General features: G+C 68.5%; 17 protein-coding genes. 10 read left to right on the top strand and 7 right to left on the bottom strand.

Going from position 1 to position 20,290, the window contains the following annotated elements; all coding sequences use genetic code 11:
* Positions 1 to 11 precede the first annotated feature (11 nt).
* Positions 12 to 992 carry a lysylphosphatidylglycerol synthase transmembrane domain-containing protein gene (locus ACZ54P_RS00650; protein WP_465459464.1) on the top strand — a complete coding sequence of 327 codons (981 nt, stop codon included), beginning with the start codon at positions 12 to 14 and terminating at the stop codon, positions 990 to 992.
* Positions 993 to 1,047: 55 nt separating this feature from the next.
* Here ACZ54P_RS00650 and ACZ54P_RS00645 read toward each other — a convergent pair whose 3' ends face one another.
* Positions 1,048 to 2,985: a DUF6541 family protein gene (locus ACZ54P_RS00645; protein ID WP_465459463.1), complete on the bottom strand. Its 1,938-nt coding sequence runs from the start codon at positions 2,983 to 2,985 to the stop codon at positions 1,048 to 1,050.
* A 265-nt stretch (positions 2,986 to 3,250) separates the two neighbouring features.
* On the opposite strand from ACZ54P_RS00645, the gene ACZ54P_RS00640 reads away from it, so the two are divergent.
* Positions 3,251 to 4,861 carry a hypothetical protein gene (locus ACZ54P_RS00640; RefSeq protein ID WP_465459462.1) on the top strand — a complete coding sequence of 537 codons (1,611 nt, stop codon included), beginning with the start codon at positions 3,251 to 3,253 and terminating at the stop codon, positions 4,859 to 4,861.
* A complete protein-coding gene (gene wsfD, locus ACZ54P_RS00635; RefSeq protein WP_465459461.1) occupies positions 4,858 to 6,324 on the top strand; it encodes a glycan biosynthesis hexose transferase WsfD in 1,467 nt (488 codons plus the stop codon). The genes ACZ54P_RS00640 and wsfD overlap by 4 nt, the downstream gene beginning before the upstream one ends.
* Here the strand turns inward: wsfD and ACZ54P_RS00630 are convergent.
* Positions 6,285 to 7,535 carry a hypothetical protein gene (locus ACZ54P_RS00630; protein ID WP_465459460.1) on the bottom strand — a complete coding sequence of 417 codons (1,251 nt, stop codon included), beginning with the start codon at positions 7,533 to 7,535 and terminating at the stop codon, positions 6,285 to 6,287. The genes wsfD and ACZ54P_RS00630 overlap by 40 nt on opposite strands.
* 103 nt (positions 7,536 to 7,638) lie before the next feature.
* Between ACZ54P_RS00630 and ACZ54P_RS00625 the strand changes: the two genes are divergently transcribed.
* Positions 7,639 to 8,373 (top strand): lysophospholipid acyltransferase family protein, encoded by a 735-nt coding sequence (locus ACZ54P_RS00625; protein ID WP_465459459.1) that lies wholly within the window; start codon positions 7,639 to 7,641, stop codon positions 8,371 to 8,373.
* Here ACZ54P_RS00625 and ACZ54P_RS00620 read toward each other — a convergent pair.
* On the bottom strand, positions 8,370 to 9,170 hold the full coding sequence (locus ACZ54P_RS00620; protein ID WP_465460193.1) for an HAD family hydrolase: 801 nt from the start codon (positions 9,168 to 9,170) through the stop codon (positions 8,370 to 8,372). The genes ACZ54P_RS00625 and ACZ54P_RS00620 overlap by 4 nt on opposite strands.
* Positions 9,171 to 9,252: 82 nt before the next feature.
* Between ACZ54P_RS00620 and ACZ54P_RS00615 the strand changes: the two genes are divergently transcribed.
* Complete coding sequence (locus tag ACZ54P_RS00615) at positions 9,253 to 10,146, top strand: LLM class flavin-dependent oxidoreductase (RefSeq protein ID WP_465459458.1); 894 nt, start codon at positions 9,253 to 9,255, stop codon at positions 10,144 to 10,146.
* 329 nt (positions 10,147 to 10,475) lie between these two features.
* On the opposite strand, the gene ACZ54P_RS00610 is transcribed toward ACZ54P_RS00615, so the two are convergent.
* Positions 10,476 to 12,485 carry a DUF6541 family protein gene (locus tag ACZ54P_RS00610; protein ID WP_465459457.1) on the bottom strand — a complete coding sequence of 670 codons (2,010 nt, stop codon included), beginning with the start codon at positions 12,483 to 12,485 and terminating at the stop codon, positions 10,476 to 10,478.
* Positions 12,486 to 12,562: 77 nt separating this feature from the next.
* On the opposite strand from ACZ54P_RS00610, the gene glf reads away from it, so the two are divergent.
* The 5 genes from glf (at position 12,563) to ACZ54P_RS00585 (ending at position 17,203) form a co-directional block, all read left to right on the top strand.
* Complete coding sequence (gene glf, locus ACZ54P_RS00605; RefSeq protein ID WP_465459456.1) at positions 12,563 to 13,789, top strand: UDP-galactopyranose mutase; 1,227 nt, start codon at positions 12,563 to 12,565, stop codon at positions 13,787 to 13,789.
* Positions 13,782 to 14,300, top strand: coding sequence for a phosphatase PAP2 family protein (locus tag ACZ54P_RS00600; protein ID WP_465459455.1), 519 nt, complete (start codon positions 13,782 to 13,784; stop codon positions 14,298 to 14,300). Before glf ends, ACZ54P_RS00600 begins: the two co-directional genes overlap by 8 nt.
* Complete coding sequence (locus ACZ54P_RS00595) at positions 14,297 to 15,256, top strand: decaprenyl-phosphate phosphoribosyltransferase (protein WP_465459454.1); 960 nt, start codon at positions 14,297 to 14,299, stop codon at positions 15,254 to 15,256. Before ACZ54P_RS00600 ends, ACZ54P_RS00595 begins: the two co-directional genes overlap by 4 nt.
* A 97-nt stretch (positions 15,257 to 15,353) precedes the next feature.
* A complete protein-coding gene (locus ACZ54P_RS00590; protein WP_465459453.1) occupies positions 15,354 to 15,659 on the top strand; it encodes a hypothetical protein in 306 nt (101 codons plus the stop codon).
* 38 nt (positions 15,660 to 15,697) lie between these two features.
* Positions 15,698 to 17,203, top strand: a complete 1,506-nt coding sequence (locus ACZ54P_RS00585) for a hypothetical protein (protein ID WP_465459452.1) — start codon at positions 15,698 to 15,700, stop codon at positions 17,201 to 17,203.
* On the opposite strand, the gene ACZ54P_RS00580 is transcribed toward ACZ54P_RS00585, so the two are convergent.
* From ACZ54P_RS00580 to ACZ54P_RS00570, 3 genes are all read right to left on the bottom strand, one after another.
* A complete protein-coding gene (locus ACZ54P_RS00580) occupies positions 17,182 to 17,976 on the bottom strand; it encodes a class I SAM-dependent methyltransferase (RefSeq protein ID WP_465459451.1) in 795 nt (264 codons plus the stop codon). The two genes, ACZ54P_RS00585 and ACZ54P_RS00580, sit on opposite strands and share 22 nt — an antisense overlap.
* A gap of 101 nt (positions 17,977 to 18,077) precedes the next feature.
* The gene (locus ACZ54P_RS00575) at positions 18,078 to 18,833 is read right to left on the bottom strand and encodes a decaprenylphospho-beta-D-erythro-pentofuranosid-2-ulose 2-reductase (protein ID WP_465459450.1); all 756 of its coding nucleotides are present in this window, start codon (positions 18,831 to 18,833) and stop codon (positions 18,078 to 18,080) included.
* Positions 18,830 to 20,164 (bottom strand): FAD-binding oxidoreductase, encoded by a 1,335-nt coding sequence (locus ACZ54P_RS00570; protein WP_465460192.1) that lies wholly within the window; start codon positions 20,162 to 20,164, stop codon positions 18,830 to 18,832. Before ACZ54P_RS00570 ends, ACZ54P_RS00575 begins: the two co-directional genes overlap by 4 nt.
* Positions 20,165 to 20,290 lie beyond the last annotated feature (126 nt).

Below are 20,290 nucleotides of genomic sequence, written 5' to 3'. Positions count from 1 at the left end.
GAGGAGGTTCAGTGACGACCGTCGAAACGCCCGAGGAGGAGTCTCCGGTTGCGGTAAAGCAACCGAAATCCACCAAAGCGAAGATCCTCGACGTCGTCCGCTGGATCGCCATCATCGCGGTAGTCGGTTTCGCCGCGAAGACGCTGGTCGTCAATTGGGGCGAATTCTGGCGGACGTTGTCCGACGTCGCCTGGGAATCCTCCACGTTGAGCCTGCTCGCGCTGATCGCCGCGATCATGGTGTCGACCTACGGCTGGCAGGTCATGGTCGACGACCTCGGGAAGCCGATCGGCTACGCCCGCGGCGCGCAGATCTGCCTCGTCGGTTCGCTCGGCAAGTACGTGCCGGGTTCGGTGTGGGCGTACCTGCTGCAGATGGAACTGGGCCGCAAGGCCGGGCTCGCCAGGGCCCGGATCTTCACCGGTTCGCTGATCCAGCTCGGCGTCGGCGTGGTCTCCGCGTTGGTCGTCTCGCTGCTCGCGGCTCCCGCCGTGTTCAGCAACAGCCCGCGGGCGCTGTGGTTGTTCGTGCTGATCCCGGTCGGCCTGGCGATGCTGCATCCGCGCGTGCTCACCTGGGGCACGTCACTGGTGCTGCGGATCCTGCGCCGCCCGCCGCTGGACCACCGGCTGAGCTGGTCGGTCGTCGGCAAGGTCTTCGGCTCGTCGACGGCGGCGTGGGCGCTGCAGGGCGTGCACCTGTGGCTGCTGGCGAACTCCGTCGGCACGCCCGGCTTCAGCGGCTTCGTGCTGTGTGTCGGCGCGATGGCCGTCGCGATGACCGTCGGGACGTTCGCGTTCATCCTGCCCAGCGGGGTCGGTGTCCGCGAGGTCGCCCAGGTCGCCGTCCTCACCGCGTCGGGGCTCACCGTCGTCCAGGCGACGGCGTTCGCCATCGCTTCGCGCGTCATGTTCACCGTCGCCGACCTGATCACCGCCGGCGCCGCCGCCCTCTCGGCCCGCCTCGCCACTCGCTCCACCCCACGCGTTTAGTCCTCTGAATGCGGTAGTTGCACGCGCAAGGACCGCATTCAGAGGACGAAACGCATCAGGGGGTCAGCCGGTAGATGACGGCGTCAGCGTTGCGGTAGACCTCGGTCACGAAGTTCAGGCCGTCCAGATCGCGTAGCCCGGCCTGGCGCGGCGCGCCCGGCGGGTAGCCGTACTGCCCGAGGATCACCCAGCGCACGTTCAGCCGCTGGACGGCCGCCCGGACGTCGGGATTCGCCGGGTACTCGCGGAAGTGCCACTCCAGCAGCCGTGCGTCCGACGGCGACAGCGTCTCGTCGAAATGCGCGGAAGTGGTGCGGACGCCGGAGAGCGCGTAGGTCCACACCGTCCCGTCCAGCCGGTCGTTCACCGCGCGCTCGCCGGGCTTCACGAACTCGGCGAGCTTCTCCATCGCCACGACCTCGTCCGGGCTCACCGGCAGCTTGTGCTGGTTGATGCCGGGCGTGTTCGCGTAGCCGGGCGCGACCATCGCCGCGTTCGACCGCGCGTAGAAACCGTTGCTCACGAACGCGAACCCGACGAAGACCACCACCGCGACGACGAACGCGGGCATCTTCCGGTGCGCCACGGTGTCCCGCAGCCACGCCTGCGTCTCGGCGAGCCCGTGCGCCGCGATGACGGACAAGGGGATCGCCGCCATCGCCATGAACCGGTACGGGTCGTTCCACCATGGCCGGGACAGCGTCAGCACGACCGGCTGCTCCGACGACGTCACCGCGATGTAGGCGAACCCGGTGAGCAACGCCGTCACGCCGATCCACCGCAGCGTGCCGGCCCGCGCGAAGAAGATGAAGCCCAGCAGCAAGGCCGCCGAAAGCCAGATCTGCGGATAGGGCGAGTGATGCTGGAAGCCCAGCAGCGCGCCGAGCGCCGTCGTCGCCCGCCACTCGACCGGCCAGCCGCGGTAGGGCACCTCGCCATTCGCGAGCCCGAGTGCCCCGAACAGCTGCGGCCAGGCCACGACGATCGCGAGGACACCGACGATCGCCAGCGCGCGCAGGTCCAGCCCGATCCGGTGCCACCGCTCGCCGGGCGCGACCCAGCGTTGAAGCAGCAGCGGGCCGGCGAACAGGAACGCGCCGAACAGCGCCGACGAGTGCACGCACAGCAGCCCGGCCGCGCCGAGCAACAGCACGAAACCGGTGTCGGGCGCGGGGCGGTCGAGGTACCGCTTCACCGCGACGGCGGCCAGCGGGGTCAGCGCGAGCCCGAGCAGGAACGGCAGCAGCGGTCCCCGGTTCATCGATTCGTACAGGCCCATCGACGGCGCGATGGAGACAAGCGCGACCGCGCCGGCGAAGACCGCCCGCCCCCGGAACACCCGCACCATCGTGACCAGCGACAACGCCAGCAACGCCGGGAGCAGCGCGGTGTGCACGTCCAGCGTCAGCGGGATGCTCGCCGGGCTGAGCAGGTACACCACGGACGCGAGCAGGTGATAGGCGTTGGGGTAGAACACCGGTGCCGCGTCGCCGTACCAGTTGACCTTGCCGGTGCCGAACAGGCCGCCGTCACCGGTTTCGGCGAGTTCCCGGACGCCGTTCGCGTGATAGACCGCGTCGAAACCCTGTGGAATGGCGTCCAACCTGCCCATGCCGCGCACGACTGCGTACATCCCGATGGCGGCCGCGACCAGCAGACACGCTACGACGGCGAGGTGGCCGGTCCGCTCCCACAGCGGTTCCTCCGGCGCGGGAGGCCACCGTCGCAGGGTGAGCCGTCGCAGACCGTAGGCGACACCGGCGAACAAGGCCGTCGCCACCGCGTACGTCACCGGGGTGAACGGGATCCCGAGCGCGGCCGCCCACGGTCCGGCGAGACCGCCGACGGCGTAGCTCAGCAGGGGCGCCATCCCGGCCAGCACCCAGCCGCGCAGCCCGGCGGCGAGGCCGGTGAGCACGCCGGGGAGGCCGATGACGAGCAAGGCGACGCAGACCGTGACGACGTCGGTCAGTGCGGAGGTCTGGGTGGGCACGAGCTTCCTCGGGGCTGGGGAAACCGCACAGAACCCCCGAGGTGCGGAACGGAATGGACAGCCAGATTAACCCGCGGGGACCGTTACTCGAACAGGTCACATCAGGATGGGGAAATCGCGGGCGAAATCGCCTACTCCCGGCAGACTCCACTCGCCCATTCGTGTCGAGTCACTGCGCCAAAAGAAACACCTTGGCGCGGTGATCGATACTTCACCGTAGTCTTTTCGCCAGGGGAGACGCTCGGCCCGGAAGGGTGGGGATCAGGTGGTGGTCGCGGTCGTCGGCGCCTGGCTTGTGGTCGCCGCCTTCGTCATCGTGGCCTGGCCCAAGATCAGCGTCGACGAGAACTGGCGCGCCGCCGCGCTGGCATTGACTCTCGGGTTCTCACTCGTGCACCAGCTGGTGTACTCGACCGTCGCGGAAGACGCGTACATCACCTTCCGTTACGCGCAGAACATCGCCGACGGCAACGGTCCGGTGTTCAACACCGGCGAACGGATCGACGGTTACGCGAATTTCCTCTGGATGATCGCGATCGCGTTGCCGAAGGCCGCTTTCGGGGCCGATATCGAGACGTCGGCGATCGTGCTCGGAATCCTCGCCACGCTCGGCGCCGTCCTGCTCGCGTACGTGACGGTGAACCGGGTGGTCGCGCGGGCGGCAGGCGAGCCCCGTCCGGCCTGTGGCGTGGCCGCCGCGGTGCTCGTCGCGGCCGCCGGAGGGCTCGCCGCGTACGGCGGATCCGGCACCGAGACGCCGCTGTTCGTCCTTCTCCTGCTCGGCGTCTTCGCGTCGCTCGCGGCACGGCGTCCGGTGGTCGCGGGCGTGCTCGTCGCCTTCGCGATGATGACGCGCCCGTCGGGAACGTTGCTCGCGGTGCTCGTCGGCTGCTGGCTGGTCATCGCCGCGCTGCGCGGCCGGTACACCTGGTGGTCGCCGGTGGGCTGGCTGCTCGGCGGGCTCGTCTTCGTCGCACCGTGGACGGCGTGGCGGGCCACCTACTACGACCACGTCCTGCCGACCTCGGTCCTCATCCCCTTCGACATCGGCATCCCGGCGCGGATCGACCGCGGCTGGCAGTACCTGTCGGGATTCTCGGTGGTCCACCAGGGATTCCTGTTGCTCGGCCTGGTCGCGGCGGTGGCGCTGCCGCTGCGTCGCAACGGCCGTCCGCCCCACGAGGCCGAGGCCAGAGCACTGATCTGGCTGATGTTCGTCACCGCCGTCGTGTTCACCGGGTTCGTGGTCTTCTTCGGCGGTGACGCCGCCCCGGCGTGGCGCCTGCTGGCACCGATCCCACCGCTGCTGGCGGTGGCGGCGGTCTCGGTCTACGGCGTGCTCACCGCGGCTCTGAAACCGAGCCCTCGCCCGAGGCTGTCCGGACGGCGGCTGATGCCCGCCGCCGCGGTGACGTTGTCCGGGCTCGCGGTGCTGGCCTCCGTTTTCAGCCCGGACATGCTGGCCGGCGTGCGCGCCTGGCACGACCACGGCGCGCAGATGGAGGAGATCGGCCGCTGGCTCGGCGTCTATTTGCCGCCCGGTTCGGTCGTGAGCACGTCCGAACCAGGGGCGTTGTCGTATCACGCCGGGACGCAGCTGCAGATCGTCGGCGTCCGCGGGCAGTCCGAGGAAGCGGGCGAGGCCGTCGTCTCCCGGCGGCATCCGACGATCGCCGTCATCACCGACAGCGGTTACTCGGCGACGCAGTTCTGCGTGATCGACCCGGCGTACGCGGCGAGGTACCGCGTCGCGACCTTCGTGCGCGAAGGCACGTCGTCATGGCTCACGGTGTTCTTGCGGGCCGATGTCGAGCGATCGGTCACGCCCGCCCTCGACTTCTCGCCCGAATTTCGCCACGTACCGTGCCCTTCGTGAGTGTCGACGAACGCGTTTCCCCCGGCCGTCCAGCAGCGCTCGAAGCGTCCTCGCGGCTGTTCGGCTTCGGCGTGTTCGCCGCGGCTCTCACCGTGCTGCTGGTCCGCTTCCTCGTGCCGAGGCCGGTGGCGATGTCCGACAACGGCGACGGCTTCCGGGTGCTGTGTGGCGCGGGCATCCCGTGGAAGGGGAAACCGGAGCCGTTCGTGCGGCTCGAGTACACCGTCCCGGCGGGCGAATGCGACGCGACGTATCTGCTGAGCCAGAGCTGGTTCGCGAGGATCGCCCGCTCACTCGGCGGACTGCTCGGGCTGGATTCGACACTCAGCCTGGTCGTGCTCGGTGTGCTCATGAGCGTCCTCGCCGCGGCGGCGGTCGCGCTGATCGTCGTCGGCCTGCCGTACTCGCGGCGCGTCCGCGCCTTCGCGACCGCCGGGCTCTTGGTGGTCGTCGCGGACTCCGCGTTCTTCGGCTACTTCGCGTCCGTACTGGGCGAAGGTGCCGCGTTCCTCGGTCTTCTGCTCGCCGTCGGTGGCCTGCTGGTGGCCGCGCGGCCAGGTTGGTGGCGCTACGCGGGACTGGCCGTACTGCTGTTCGGCGGCATCATCGCGGTCAACGCCAAGGTGCAGACGCTGATGATCCTGCCGTTGCTGGCGCTCGCCGCCCTGCTCGTCCGCCCGGCGGGCGTACGAGGCCTGAAGCGGTGGCTGCCCGTGGTCTTCGCCATCGGCGCGCTCGCCGGAGGAACGGCCTACGCGCAGCAGACCGTCGAACCGGCGAAGCTGCCCGACGGCTCGATCGCCGAGCGCCCCGGTGACGATTCACGCGAGATCAACATGTTCAACACGATCTTTCTGACCATTGTGGACGGTCAGCACGACACCGAAGCCGACCTCGCCGCCTTGGGGCTGCCCGCCTCGTTCGGTCAGTACGCGGGCAACGGCTGGTGGCATCCGCGGCCCGCCACGCTCGATCCCGAGTACCCGAAGTATCGCGAACAGATCAGCAGGCGCAACGTCGTCGAGTACTTCGCGACGCATCCCCTGCGCACCATCGGCATCCTGCACCGCGCGGCGGGCGACCTGCTCACCGCGCGACCGCCCTACCTCGGCAGCTTCGACCGCTCGGCCGGATTCGCGCCCGAAGCACAGGAATACCGGGTCCCGGTGGCGTCCACCCTCACGAAACTCTTGGCGCCCTTGGGTTTCTTCGCGCTGTTGCCGACCTGGTCCCTGATCGCCGCACAGGGCTGGAAGACCCGGCGCGACGCGGTGGGCGTCGCGCTCGGGTTCCTGCTCGCCGTCGCCGCCGGGCAGTTCGCGCTGGCGGCGCTGGGTGACGGCCTGGAGAACGTCAAGCACCAGGTGATCGCGCTGTACTGCACGCTGCTCGGCGTCGTCCTGGCGCTGGTGACCTTCGCGCGTCAGAAGGACTTGCGTTCCCCGACGTCCAATGTCCCTTGATGCGGCCGGAAACCGTTGAAGCCCTTGCCCCCTGCCCAGCGCGGTGTTGCCGGGAACGACACCAACGCGGCGAAGATCAGTAGTGCGACGGCGTCGACCCAGAACACCGCGGCACCCCCGACGAGCCGCAGGTTCACCGCGATGTAGAGGAAGAACAGCGCGCCCACCCAGAGCCGCCGTCCCTCTCCTCGCTGCTGGTCGAGCACGACGGCGGTGAGCGCGACGATCAGCGGCGCCATCATCACGAACACCCGCGAGGTATCGGTCGCGACGAGCCGCCCCGCCAGACAGCAGGCGAACAGCCAAACGCTGGAGGTCAGCAATTCCGCGCGCAGGCCATGGCGACGGTACTGCTGGTAGAGGCCGTAGCCGAAGATCAGCCAGAAGAAGTGGAACGTGGTGAACAGTTCGACCTGGCCGGTGCCCTTGCTCGCGTTGAGCGCGAAGCGGATGTTGTCGAGCAGGCCGCTGTTGGACTGGCCCGCGCCGAAGCCGTAGTCGCCGCCGATGAGGTTCTGCGCCCAGATCCGGTAACCGACGTAGATACCGGTGGCGACCACGAACACGCCGATGCCCCCGAGGACGTCGCGATCGCGGAAGGACCGGCCGCGCGTCCACGCGATCAGCGGGTACAGCGGCGCCAGCAGAAGCGTCGTCTCCTTGTTGATCGCGCCCAGCACGATGACGACCGCGAACGGGATCAGCTTGCGCTTGAGGATGAACCAGATCGCGAGCAGGTAGAGCAGGTTGTTGAGCGGGTCCACCAGCCACGGGTTGCTGAAGGCGTACGGCGCGTACCAGAACGTGCAGGCCAGCGCGACGGAAGCGAGTACGGCGGTGAACAGCTGCAGCTTCAGCTGCGAGCGCAGGAATTCGAAGAAGACGATGATCGTGGCGAGCGTGAGCACGAAGGTGAAGCCGACCCAGAGGACATCGAGGGAGAGCCCGGTCAGCAAGTTGCCGCGGTGGACGACCCACGGGCTCAGCATCCGCAACGCGAACGGGTTGTCCACGGCCGCGCCGGTCTGTTCCGACATGCGGTAGTAGTTCACCGCGTCGCCCCAGGCCTGTTCATGCGGCTTGGGGAACTTGGGCATGAAGGAGATCAGGTTGATCAGGGAAACCGTGCCCAGCGCGAGATACGCCCAGAGACGCTGGGCGCTGGGTCTGCCGCGCGGCATAAGCGTGATTTCGGTGGTCTCGTGCGTCACCGGGCCCAGTTTAGGGGCAGTGACCTGGGGTGATGGCGCGAGTCCGCGCATGTGACCTACGCGACCGTAGGTTGGTCACCCTACGGTCGCGTAACCTGAACGAATGGCTGAGCTCGTTTACCCGCCCGTCATCATGGCGGCGAAGTTGATGTTCCGGGTGCTGGACAACCGCATCCGGGTGGAGGGAGCCGAGCACATCCCGGCCACCGGTGGGGCGGTCATCGCCTGCAACCACGTGAGCTACCTCGATTTCATCTTCTGCGGTCTCGGCGCGCAGCCGGCCAAACGCCTGGTCAGGTTCATGGCGAAGAAGGAGATCTTCAGCAACCGGATCGCCGGGCCGCTCATGCGTGGGATGCACCACATCTCCGTCGACCGCGGCGCGGGTCTCGCGTCGTACCGTGAAGCCGTCGAGCGGCTGAAGGCCGGAGAGGTCGTCGGGGTGTTCCCCGAAGCCACGATCAGCCGGTCGTTCACCGTGAAGGACATCAAATCCGGTGCCGTGCGGATGGCCGCCGAAGCCGGCGTCCCGGTCGTCCCGATGGCGCTTTGGGGCACGCAGCGGCTGTGGACCAAGGGCCGCCCGAAGGATCTCACCAAACGCCACGTCCCGATCTCGATCCTGGTCGGCGAGCCGATCCACCCGAAGGCCGACGACGACGCCGAAATCCTCTCGAAGGACCTTCGCGTTCGGATGTCCGCGCTCGTGGACCGCGTTCAGGCGGACTACCCGGAGAAGCCGGGTTCCGACGACGAGCGCTGGTGGCTCCCCGCGCACCTCGGCGGCACCGCGCCGACGCCGGAAGAGGCCGCCAAGCTGGACCGCGAGCGCCGCTAGAACCAGCGTTCGAGCACCTGCGCGACACCGTCCTCGGAATTCGGCGCGGTCACCTCGTCGGCGATGTCCAGCACGTCGCGGTGTCCGTTGGCCATGGCCACGCCGTGCCCGGCCCAGCCGAGCATTTCGAGGTCGTTGGGCATGTCGCCGAACGCGATCACCCGCCCGGCCGGGACGCCCAGCCGGGTGGCGACCTCGGCCAGCCCGGTCGCCTTCGTGATGCCGTGCGCGGCGACCTCGATCAGGCCGGAGTTCGTCGAATAGGTGATGTCGACCGAACCGTCGAGCACCTCGCGCGCCGCCCGCGCCATCTCGTCGGAGCTCATCCCGCGTCTGCTGATCATCAGCTTGATCGCCGGATGCCCGAGCACCTCGGCCCTCGGTGCCTCCGTGCCCTCGTGCTTGCCCCAGGGATTGTGATAGTCCGGCTCGATCACGAAATTGCGCATCTCCGGGTCCCGCGCGGACTCGCCGATCCGCTCCGTGGCGTACCGGCAACCGGGAAGAGCGTGATCAAGAGCACTCACGGTGTCGTGCAGCAGCTGGGGTTCGAGCAGGCCGTGCACCGCCACGATCCGGTCCGTCCCGATCTCGTACAACACCGCGCCGTTCGCGCAGACCGCGTAACCGGTCAGGTCGAGCGGTTCCGCGATCGGGGCGATCCAGCGCGGCGGACGGCCGCTGACCAGCACGAACGGGATCCCGGACGCGGTGACGCGCCGGACGATGTCCACCGTGCGTTCGGTCAGGACCTCCATCGGGCCGAGCAGGGTGCCGTCGACGTCGGACGCGATCAAGAGCGGTTTCTCCACCGGCACATTGTCCCCGAAGATCCGCCCATCGGGCGAAGTGTCGGACGAGACCGCTACCTTCCGGGGTGTGCGCGTAGGCATCGTGATCCTTCCGGAAGATCGTTGGTGGGCGGCAGAGCCGAAATGGCGGGCCGCCGAGGAGTACGGCTTCGACCACGCTTGGACGTACGACCACCTCGGCTGGCGGACCCTCGTCGACGGCCCCTGGTTCAGTGCGATGCCGACGTTGACGGCGGCCGCCATGGTCACGTCGCGGATCAGACTGGGCACCTTCGTCGCCTCGCCGGTCGCCCGGCATCCCGTGCCGTTCTCGCGTGAGCTGCTCACCCTGGACGACGTCTCCGACGGCCGCTTCATCCTCGGTGTCGGCGCCGGCGTGCCGCACACCAACTACGACGCCGCGGTCCTCGACGGGCCGGAACTGTCGGCGAAGGAGCGAACGGACCGGTTCACCGAGTTCGTCGAGGCGCTCGACGGGCTCCTCATGACCGACGGGTTCGACTTCGAGGGCGAGTACTACCGGGCCAAGGGCGCGCGGAACCTCCCCGGTTGCGTGCAGCGGCCGCGACTGCCGTTCCTGGTGGCCGCGAACGGACCGCGCACGATGACGCTCGCCGCGCGGTTCGGCGCGGGCTGGGCCACCACCGGCGTCAAGGCGGAGACCCAGGACGAGTGGTGGAAGGGCGTCGCGGAACTCGTGAAGACCTTCGACGAGCGGGTCGAGGCCGTCGGCCGGGACAAGGCGAGCGTGCACCGGTTCCTGAGCCTCGACGCGGCGCCGGTCTTCTCACTCTCCAGCGTCGGCGCGTTCACCGACGCGGCAGGGCGGGCCGAAGAGCTCGGATTCACCGACATCGTCACGCACTGGCCTCGGTCCGGCGACTACTACGTCGGCCGCGAGTCGACGCTCGAAGAGGTCGCCGGCGACGTACTCCCGGTACTCCAAGAAAAAAGTTCTTAGGCCGAACGGGTGACGTCGGCGGCATGGGTAAACCGGTTCCGCCTAGCGGTCGTCTGAAGAGGAGTACAGCGAGTGGGCGCGGCCGACGACGGCTGCCCCTCATGGGTCACCCCGGGGGTGAATGGGGGACGAAGGCTCGCGTGGTCGCGGCAGGGGCAGTCCGCGACCACGCGAGCCTTTATCTTTGGCCGCGATTCGCGTGTCCGGACACGGGAGTCGCGTGCTTGAAGGCGCAACTCGCGTGTCTGGACGCCGAACTCGCGTGATGCGGCTTCAAGCACGCGAGGTGCGGGTTCAAGCACGCGTGCGCGGCTCAGCGCGAAGCGGTGTCAGCGGGTCAGGGTGTAGATCGACGCGCCCGGGTTGCTGTAGTCCTTCCGCAGGAAGTCCAGCCCGTCCAGATCCCGCAGCCCCGGCGCCGGTGGCTCACCGATCTTGATCGGCGTGCTCCCGATCAGCACGTGCTTGACGTTCAGCCGCCTGACCGCCGCCCGCACCTCCGGGTCGGTATCGTAGTCGCGGAAGTGCAGCGCCAGGTACTTCGCGTCCGGCGGCGGCACACCCGGGTCGTAGTGCCCGGCCACCGGATGGATGCCGGTGAGCGCGTACAGCCACGCCGTCCCGTCGAAGCGCTCGTTGAGCACCTTCTCGTCCGGCCCGATGTTCATCTTGGCCAGCTGGTCCATCGCGGCGAGTTCGTCGGCGCTGACCGGCGGCGTGACCTCGCCCTCGGGTCCGTTGTAGTACAGGAACGACACCGCGTGCGCGTTCGACTCGGTGTAGAAACCCTTGGTCAGCACCGCCGAGGCGGCCACCACGAACACCGCGGTCGCCAGTCCGAGCCGGGCGGGCAGGGCAGGCCTGCTCTTCACCCAGGACCGGCCGCTCGCCCACTTCGCGAACCAGCGCTGCAGCTCCGCCATCCCGTGCCCGGCGAGCAGGCAGAGCGGGATCGCGGCGAGCGCCATCAGGCGGTAACGGTCGTTCCACCACGGCCGCGACAGCGAGATCACCCACGGTTCGGCGCCGAACGAGGCGACCAGCACGAACAGCACCGAGAAGCCCAGCGCCGAGAGCCCGATCCAGCGCATCCTGCCGAGCTTGAACAGGCTCAGCACGCCGATGACCAGCAGCACCGTCAGCCACACCTGCGGGGCGCTCAGCACCTGCCGGAACGTCACCAGCAGCGCGAGCGACTTCACGACCGGCAGGTCCGAACCCCACGCGTAATAAGGGTATGAACCCGAAGTGAATTTCAGGGCGCCCAGGATGTGCGGTGCCGCGAGCAGCCCGCTGGCCACCATCACCGGCACCATCTTCCCGACGTCGCCGCCGATGACCCGCCAGCCGCCGCGGCCTTCCGGCACGCCGTCGAGCGGTTTGTGCCGCAGCGCGCGGTACCAGCGCTGCACGACCACCGGGAAGGCGAACAACAGCGCGCCGAACAGCGCCGACGAGTGCGCCGCCAGCAGCCCGACAGCGGTCAGCGCGAGCACGTAGCCGGTGTCGAGGCCGGGCCGAGCGAGGAACCGGGCCAGCGCGACGACCGCCAGCGGGGTCAGCACGATGCCCAGCGCGAACGGCAGCAGCCCGCTGGACACCGACTCGTACGCGCCGGTCGTCGCGGCCGCGGCCACCAGCGCCGCGCAGCCCGCGAACACCGCCCGTCCGCCGAGCTGGCGGATCAGGGCGACCATCGACAGCGCGAAGATCCCGGCGACCGGCATCGTGATGGCGTTCAGCGTGACCGGGATCGTCGTGCCCGAGATCGAGTACACGAGCGAGCCGACCAGGTGATACGCGTTCGGGTAGAACGAGCCGTCCGGGTACCAGTTGATGGTGCCCATGCCGGTCAGCGAGCCGTCGCCGGTCTCGGCGATGTAGCGGATGCCGTTCGCGTGGAACACGGTGTCCCAGCGCTGGAACACCGCCGTCGTCCCGCCGCGGGCCGAGAGCACCACGAGGATCGAGATCCCGATGGCCAGCGCCACACAGGCCGCGACGGCGTAGTGCGCGCGCGGATGCCACTTCGTCGGCGGCTCCTCGGCGCCCGGCTTGCTCCAGCCGAGCCTGGAGCCCAGTCTCCGCAGGCCGAAGCCGACGCCGGCGAGCACGGCCGTGACGGCCGCCACGGTCAGGGGGTTGTACGACACGCCAGCGAGTGCCAGCCACGGACCGGCCAGTCCGGTTACCGTGTAGGACAGCAGCGGGGCCAGCCCCGCCAGGGCCCAGCCGCGCAGGCCGGCGGCCCGGCCGACGAGGCCGCCGGGGATCGCCAGCACGGCCAGGTAGGTGACGGTCGCGCCGAAGTACGACCAGAAGGTGTCCGGAGTAGGCACTGCTTCCTAAGTGTTTCGAAGGTGAAAACCGGTGCTCGGTGCAGGGCACGGAGGCGACGTGCGTACCCTCGACGCCCGTGAGCGCGCACACGAACCCCGACAAGATTACTGAAGCCGATTTCACCGGCTACGACCTCATCGTGGTCGGGTCCGGTTTCTTCGGGCTGACCGTGGCCGAACGGGCCGCGGCCGAGCTCGGCAAGAAGGTCCTCGTGCTGGAGCGGCGCCACCATCTCGGTGGAAACGCCTACTCCGAGGCCGAGCCGGAGACCGGAATCGAGGTGCACCGCTACGGTGCGCACCTGTTCCACACGTCGAACAAGCGGGTGTGGGAGTACGTCAACCGCTTCACCGAGTTCACGAACTACCAGCACCGCGTGTTCGCACGGGTCAAGGACCAGGTCTACTCGTTCCCGATGAACCTGGCGCTCATCAACCAGTTCTTCGGCAAGTCGCACACGCCGGACGAGGCCCGCGAGCTGATCGCGAAGCAGGCGTCGGAGTTCGACACCGCGGACGCGCAGAACCTCGAAGAGAAGGCGATCTCGCTGGTCGGCCGCCCGCTATACGAGGCGTTCATCCGGGGTTACACGGCCAAGCAGTGGGAGAACGACCCGAAGAACCTCGGCGCCGACATCATCACCCGGCTCCCGGTCCGCTACACCTTCGACAACCGGTACTTCAACGACACCTACGAGGGCCTGCCGGTCGACGGCTACACCGCGTGGCTCGAGAAGATGGCCGAGCACGAGAACATCGAGGTGCGGCTGAACGTCGACTACTTCGACGTCCGTGAGCACATCCCGGCGGGCACCCCGACCGTCTACACCGGTCCGCTGGACCGCTACTTCGACTACTCCGCCGGCCGGTTCACCTGGCGCACGGTGGACTTCGAGTCCGAGGTCGTCGAGACCGGCGACTTCCAGGGCACCTCGGTGGTCAACTACAACGACGAGGAAGTGCCCTACACCCGGATCATCGAGTTCCGGCACTTCCACCCGGAGCGCAAGCACTACCCGAACGACAAGACGGTCGTGTTCCGCGAGTACTCCCGGTTCGCGGGCGAGGCCGACGAGCCGTACTACCCGATCAACACCCCGGACAACCGCGAGAAGCTCGAGGCCTACCGCGAGCTGGCCAAGAACGAAGCCAAGGAGCGCAACGTCCTGTTCGGTGGGCGGCTGGGCACGTACAAGTACCTCGACATGCACATGGCGATCGGTTCCGCGCTGACCGCGTTCGAGAACAAGATCGCGCCGCACCTGACCGATGGCGCGCCTATCGACGGGTCCCTCGATGCTTGAGAAGGGCGCTCCCACCGGCGAGGTGGCCATTCTCGCGAAAGCACAGGGCGTCTTGAAGAGTGACGTCACCGTCAAGGCGGCACGGGGTCTTTCGCACTTCGGCGAGCACAGCGCGGGATGGTTCGCGCTGGGGCTCGTCGGGGCGGCGGTGGACAAGAAGCGGCGCAAGGACTGGCTGGTCGCCGCGGTCGGCGTCGTCGGCGCGCACGCCGCGTCCATCGCGGTGAAACGCGTGGTCAGGCGGCCGCGGCCGGATCACCCGAGCGTCGAGGTCTTGGTCGGGACGCCGAGCAAGCTGAGCTTCCCGTCCTCGCACGCCACCTCCACTACGGCGGCGGCGGTGCTCTACTCCGGATTGACCGGGCGTAACCTGGTGCCGGCCCTGGTACCGCCGATGCTCGCCTCGAGGCTGGTGCTCGGCGTCCATTACCCGACCGACGTTCTGGCCGGAGCAGCCCTGGGGGGCCTCGTCGGTGGTCTCATACGACGGAAGCTGAAGAAACGACAATGAGCGAAACGACCGAGAAGGCCGATTCCAAGCCTGAAGACGTAGGACCCGTGGCCGGGGCCGCCGAACCGAAGAAGGTCGCCGGCGGTCTCGTCGGCGGCATCATCAAGACGGCACGCCCGCGCCAGTGGGTGAAGAACGTGCTCGTGTTCGCCGCCCCGTTCTTCGCTTTCTCCAAGTCGACGGATCGAACCGGCCTGCTGATCGCCGCGCTGATCGCCTTCGCGGCGTTCTCGCTGGTGGCCTCCTCGGTCTATCTCATCAACGACGCGATCGACGTCGAGGCGGACAAGGCCCACCCGACCAAGCGGAACCGGCCGATCGCGGCCGGGATCGTGCCGGTCCCGGTGGCCTTCGTCGCGGCGGGCTTCTTCTTCGCCGCCGGTCTCGGCATCTCGTTCCTCGCCAGCTGGCAGCTCGCGATCGTGCTGGCGGTCTACGAGGCCGTCCAGCTCGGCTACTGCTTCGGGCTCAAGCACCAGCCGGTGGTCGACCTCGCCATCGTCGGTTCGGGCTTCCTGATGCGGTCGATCGCCGGTGGGGTCGCCGCCGGTATCGCGCTTTCGCAGTGGTTCTTGCTGGTCACGGCGTTCGGCTCGCTGTTCATGGTGGCCGGTAAGCGCTACGCCGAGATCATGCTCTTCGAGCGGACAGGGGCGAAGATCCGGTCTTCGCTGAAGAAGTACTCGGCGAGTTACCTGCGGTTCGTGTGGGCGACGTCCGCGGCGATCCTGATCATGTCGTACTGCCTGTGGGCGTTCGAGATCCGCCAGGTCGAGCACAACTCGGTCTGGGCCGTCGTCTCGATGGTCCCGTTCGTGGTCGCCGTCCTGCGCTACGCCGTCGACGTCGACGGCGGCAACGCGGGCGAGCCGGAGGAGATCGCGCTCAAGGACCGCGTGCTGCAGGTTCTCGGCGCGAGCTGGGTCGTCACGCTGTTCCTGTCGTTCTATCTCTGAATCGACAGGTCAGGCACAGCGCATCCACAGGATGCGCACGCATTCTCGGTGACGGGGGCGGGCACCGCGCCCGCCCCCGTCGACCGAGGAGTGAAAGATGAGCGACCCGCAGCGGCCGTCCGAAGACGAAGACAAGACGGTCGAACAGCAGCAGGCTCCGCCCGCGAAGGGCGGTTTCCGCCGGTTCGCCGGGCACCGCGCGACGCAACTGGTGGCGGTCGGCGCCCTCGGCTTCATCCTCGGCGGCGGGATCATCGGGACCGCCGTCGGCCTCGCCTCCCGCGACGCGGACCGGCCCGGTTTCTCCCGCGAACACCATGGGTCGGCCGGTCCCGGCGGGCACCGCGACTTCCGCGACGGCCACGGCGACCGTGGCCGTCGTGACGAGCCCAACGGACGGTAGATAACGGAATCATCACGGCGCCGTGTACGGTGTTCGGGATGCGAAGCGCCTCCGCTGAATTACCCAAGGCCACCGGTGCGCTGCCGGTAGCCGCCGTCCTCACTCGTCCCTGGGTGCTGCCTGCCGGGGCGGCGGTGGCGTCGTCTCTGGTGTTCGTCCTGGTCAGCGGGCATTTGATCGACGACACGTACATCACGCTGTCGTATGCGAAGAACCTCGCCTTCCACGGCCATTGGGGACTGATCGAGGACGGCACCGCCAACACCGCGACGTCGCCGCTGAACGTCCTCGTGCTGGCGCTCCTCACGTTCATCGTCCGGGACGCCGTCTTCGCCGCCGGGATCGTCTTCGTCGCGAGCCAGGTACTTCTCGTGCTCGGCCTGCGTCGTATCGGCACCGCGACCGGCCTTCCCGGCGGGTTCGCCCCGCTGGCGCTGGGCCTGTTGCTGGTGAATCCGCTGCTGCTGTCGTCGGTCGGACTCGAAGTCGCCCTCGGCGCGACGGCCGTCGTCTGGCTGATGGTGTTCCTGCACGAACGCCGCCCCGCCGCCGCGGGTGCGGTGATCGGCCTGATCGCGCTCATCCGGATCGATCTGCTGCTGATCGCCTTCGTGCTGTTCCTCGCACGCCGCGAGTTCTGGGCGGGTATCTGGCGCATGACGTTCGCCGCGCTCGCGGTGATGCTGCCGTGGTTCGTGTTCAGCTGGCTCGCGCTGGGTTCGGCGGTGCCCGACACCCTGGTCATCAAGATCATGCAGCGGTCGTGGGGACCGTTCAGTTTCACCAACGGCCCGCTGTTGTACTGGCGTAATTTCCCCGTCGCGTCGACGCTCGCGTTCCTGCCGCTCGTGATCGGCGGCCTCGCCGGTCTACTGTGGACGTTCCACTACCGGCGTGGTTCGGATCGGGCGAAGCGGCTCGTGCCGTTCGCCACGCTCGCGATCGCCGGCGCGGCGCACTATCTGGCTTACTGCTGGCTGAACGTTCCGCCCTACCACTGGTATTACGCGCCGAGCATCATCGGCGCGACGATCTTCCTCGCCGCCGGTGCCTGCGCGGTGCCTGGCCGGGCCCGCATCGGGACGGGGATCCTCACCGGTGCGTTCCTCCTCGTGAGCGTCGCCGCCTACGCCACCCCTGAGCTGCCGCGCCGGTTCGCGCCCATCACCAGCAACCACGCCGCGTCCGACGAGTACCGCGAGATCGGCTCGCAATTGGCCGCACTCACCAAGGGGCGCAAGGTGGAAAGCGCCGGCGAGGTCGGCGCGCTCGCTTACGCCTGCGACTGCGACATCGTGGACCAGTTCTCCGACCGCGGCTCGGTCGACCCGGCGATCGTCGAGACGAAGAACCGCAGCGGCGATCTCGGCAAGGCGCTGCTGGAAGCGAACTTCCGGTACTTCGACCACAGCGTCCCGCCCGCGACCCCGGATCTGATGCTGGCCACCACCCGGAAGACGCCGCCGCCGAACGCGCTGGCCGCCTGGACGATCAGCTCGCCGTGGATGGGCACGCAGCAGCTCTATCTCCTGTCCGCGCGGTAGAACCCCGTCACGAACGGGCGGACGACCTCGCCGCCGAAGCGGTCGACGACCAGGTTTTCGATGGCGTCGAGTATCCGCACGCGCTCTTCCGGCGGATGACTCAGCACGAGTGCCATCGAGGCGTACAACGTGCGTAGCCGGACGGCGTCCATCCGTGCTTCGGAGCGGATCACCTCGCCGTGGAAACCGGTGAAGCCCGCGGCGGTCAGGTACTCGCGATGGGCGTCGATGTCCAGCTGGAACGGCGGCCCGCCCGGATCCATCACGGTCCCCGGTGACATCCCGAGGATCTCTTCGGCGGCCGCGTCGAACTCGTGCGGCCGGGCCGGGTCCTCGAACATCATCCACCAGAGCGCGACATGTCCGCCCGGCTTGACGATCCGCCGCAGCTTCGCGGCGCCGACGTCGGGCTCGACCCAGTGAAAGGACGTGGCCGCCACCGCGAGGTCGAAGGCGTCATCGGGGAGTTCGGCTTCCTCGAAAGGGGCGGTGATGACGTCGAGGGCTTCGGTGGGGTGTGCGGTGCGAAGGAAGTCGGCCAGGGGAGCGCTGGGTTCGACCGCGGTGACCGTGGCCTGGTGGGCGAGCAGCCGGGCGGTGACCAAGCCGGTCGCCGGTCCGATCTCGACGACGCGTGCGCCGGGGGCGAGGCCGCACTCGGCGGCGAGGATTTCGTAGACGCGGTCGGGATAGTCGGGGCGCCCGGCGTCGTAGGACTCGGGGTCCTGGCCGAAGAGGTGCCTGCCTTGCCGCGTGCTGAGGGGCTTTCGCAACGTCGTCTCCGCGGCGGACCGGATCGGGTCGAGGGGGTCGTGAGTGGCGATTCGGGTTCTAACCCTATTCGCCACTCACGACGGCCGCCTCGTGCCGTTCCCTAGATCGGCAGCTTCCGGAAGATCGGCCTGGGCACGTGTCGCAGAGCCGACATGACCAGGCGGAACGGCGCGGGAGCCCACACCAGTTCCTTGCCCGCCCGCGAGGCGTTGACGGCGATCTCGGCGACCTGCTCGGCGGTCTGCGCCAGCGGGGCGTCCTTGAGGCCCTCGGTCATCTTGGTCTTCACGTGCCCGGGCCGGACGACGGTGACCTGCACGCCGGAAGGCGCCAGCGCCTCGCCGAGGCCCAGGTAGAAGCCGTCGAAACCGGCCTTCGTGGAGCCGTAGACGAAGTTCGACCGGCGGACCCGCTCACCGGCGACCGACGACAGCGCGACGACCTTGCCGTGGCCCTGCTTCTTGAGCTTGTTCGACAGCGCGACCCCGACCGAAACCGCGGCCGTGTAGTTCACGGTCGCCGCCTCGACGGCCTTCGCGTGGTCCTGCCACAGCTCTTCCTGGTCGCCGAGCAGGCCGAACGCCACGACGGTGACGTCGATGTCGCCCGCCTCGAACGCCTTGTCCAGCACGGCGGGGTGGGTGTCCATGGCCTTCGCGTCGAAGTCGACAGTGGACACTTCGGCGCCCTTGTCCTTCAGACGCTGAGCGGCGGCGTCGAGCCGCGGCGACCGACGTCCGGCCAGCACGACCCGGAGAGGCTTCTCGGCCAGGTACTTCTCCGCGATCGCGAGCGCGATGTCGGAGGTACCGCCGAGCAGCAGCAGGGACTGGGGGTTGCCCACAGCGTCGATCACAGTTCCAACCTTCGGGACATGTCAGAGGCGAAAACGCCTTCGGGGTCTACGGAAGCGCGGACCTTGCGCCATTCCTCGAGCCGCGGGTACATCTTCGCGAAGTTCTCCGCGGAGGTGCGGGAGTCCTTCGCCGTGTACAGACGGCCTCCGAGCGCGAGCACGTCCTCGTCGAGTTCCTGGCAGAACCGGCTCAGGCCGTCCTTGATCGGGAAGTCGAGGCAGATCATCCAGCCGGGGTGCGGGAACGACAGCGGCGCCGCGTTGCCCTCGCCCATCCGCTTGAACACGTTGAGGAACGACACGTGCCCGGAGTCGGCGACCTTCTGGATGATCCGGCGCAGCGGCTCGTGCGCGTTCAGCGGCGTGCTGAACTGGTACTGCAGGAAACCCTTGGAGCCGTAGGCGCGGTTCCACTCGCCGAAAAGGTCGAGCGGGTGGTAGAACGCCGTCAGGTTCTGGATCTTGCCGACGGCCTTCTTCGGCGTCTTGCGGTAGTAGAGCTCGCCGATGGAACCGAAGGTGAGCTTGTTCGCCAGCCCGTTCGGGAACACGTCGGGCAGCGTCACCAGCTGCGGCGCGTCGAACTTCAACGGGTCGGCACGCAGCTTCGGCGGCAGCTCGTCGAGTTTCGCCAGCGAACCGCGGCCGAAGGCGGCGCGACCCAGCTTCGAACCGGTCGAGATCGTGTCGAACCACGCCGACGAGTAGGTGTAGTCGTCGTCGGAGCCGTTGCTGACCAGTTCCAGCGTCTCGTCGAGGTTCGCGGTGCGCTCAAGATCGGCCTTGAAGTAGGCGGTCTCGGTCTTCGTCATCCGGACCCTGGCCCGGACGATGATGCCGGTCAGGCCGATGCCGGCGACGGTCGCCCAGAACAGTTCCGCGTCGGGGCCGTCCGGCGTGATCGTGCGCACCTGCCCGTCGGCGGTGACCAGGTCCATCGACACGACGTGGTTGCCGAAGCTGCCGGCCGAGTGGTGGTTCTTGCCGTGGATGTCGTTCGCGATCGCGCCGCCGATGGTGACCTGGCGCGTGCCCGGCAGCACCGGGACCCACAGGCCGTAGGGCAGCGCCTCGCGCATCAGCTTGTCGAGGCTGACCCCGGCGTCGAGGTCGACGATGCCGGAATCCGGGTCGATCGAGTGGATGCGGTCCAGCGCGGTCATGTCGACGACCAGGCCGCCCGCGTTCTGCGCCGGGTCGCCGTACGACCGGCCGAGACCGCGCGCGATGACCCCGCGTGCCCCCGCTTGCGTCACCGCCCGCGCGATGGTTTCCACGTCGGGCGTGCTCAGGACGTCCGCGATGCTCGGCGACGTCCTTGCCCAGCCCATGAGCGACTGCCGCTGTGTCTTGGGTGCTTGGGTCACGCCGACCAGGGTAACCACGCCGAACACTGCCCGGAACGTGACCCTGAAGTGGCCGCTTCTACACTTTGACCACCAGCCCCAGTAGTTTAT

This window comes from Amycolatopsis sp. NPDC034160 (assembly GCF_055575355.1).
This window is presented reverse-complemented; position numbering and strand designations above follow the sequence as displayed.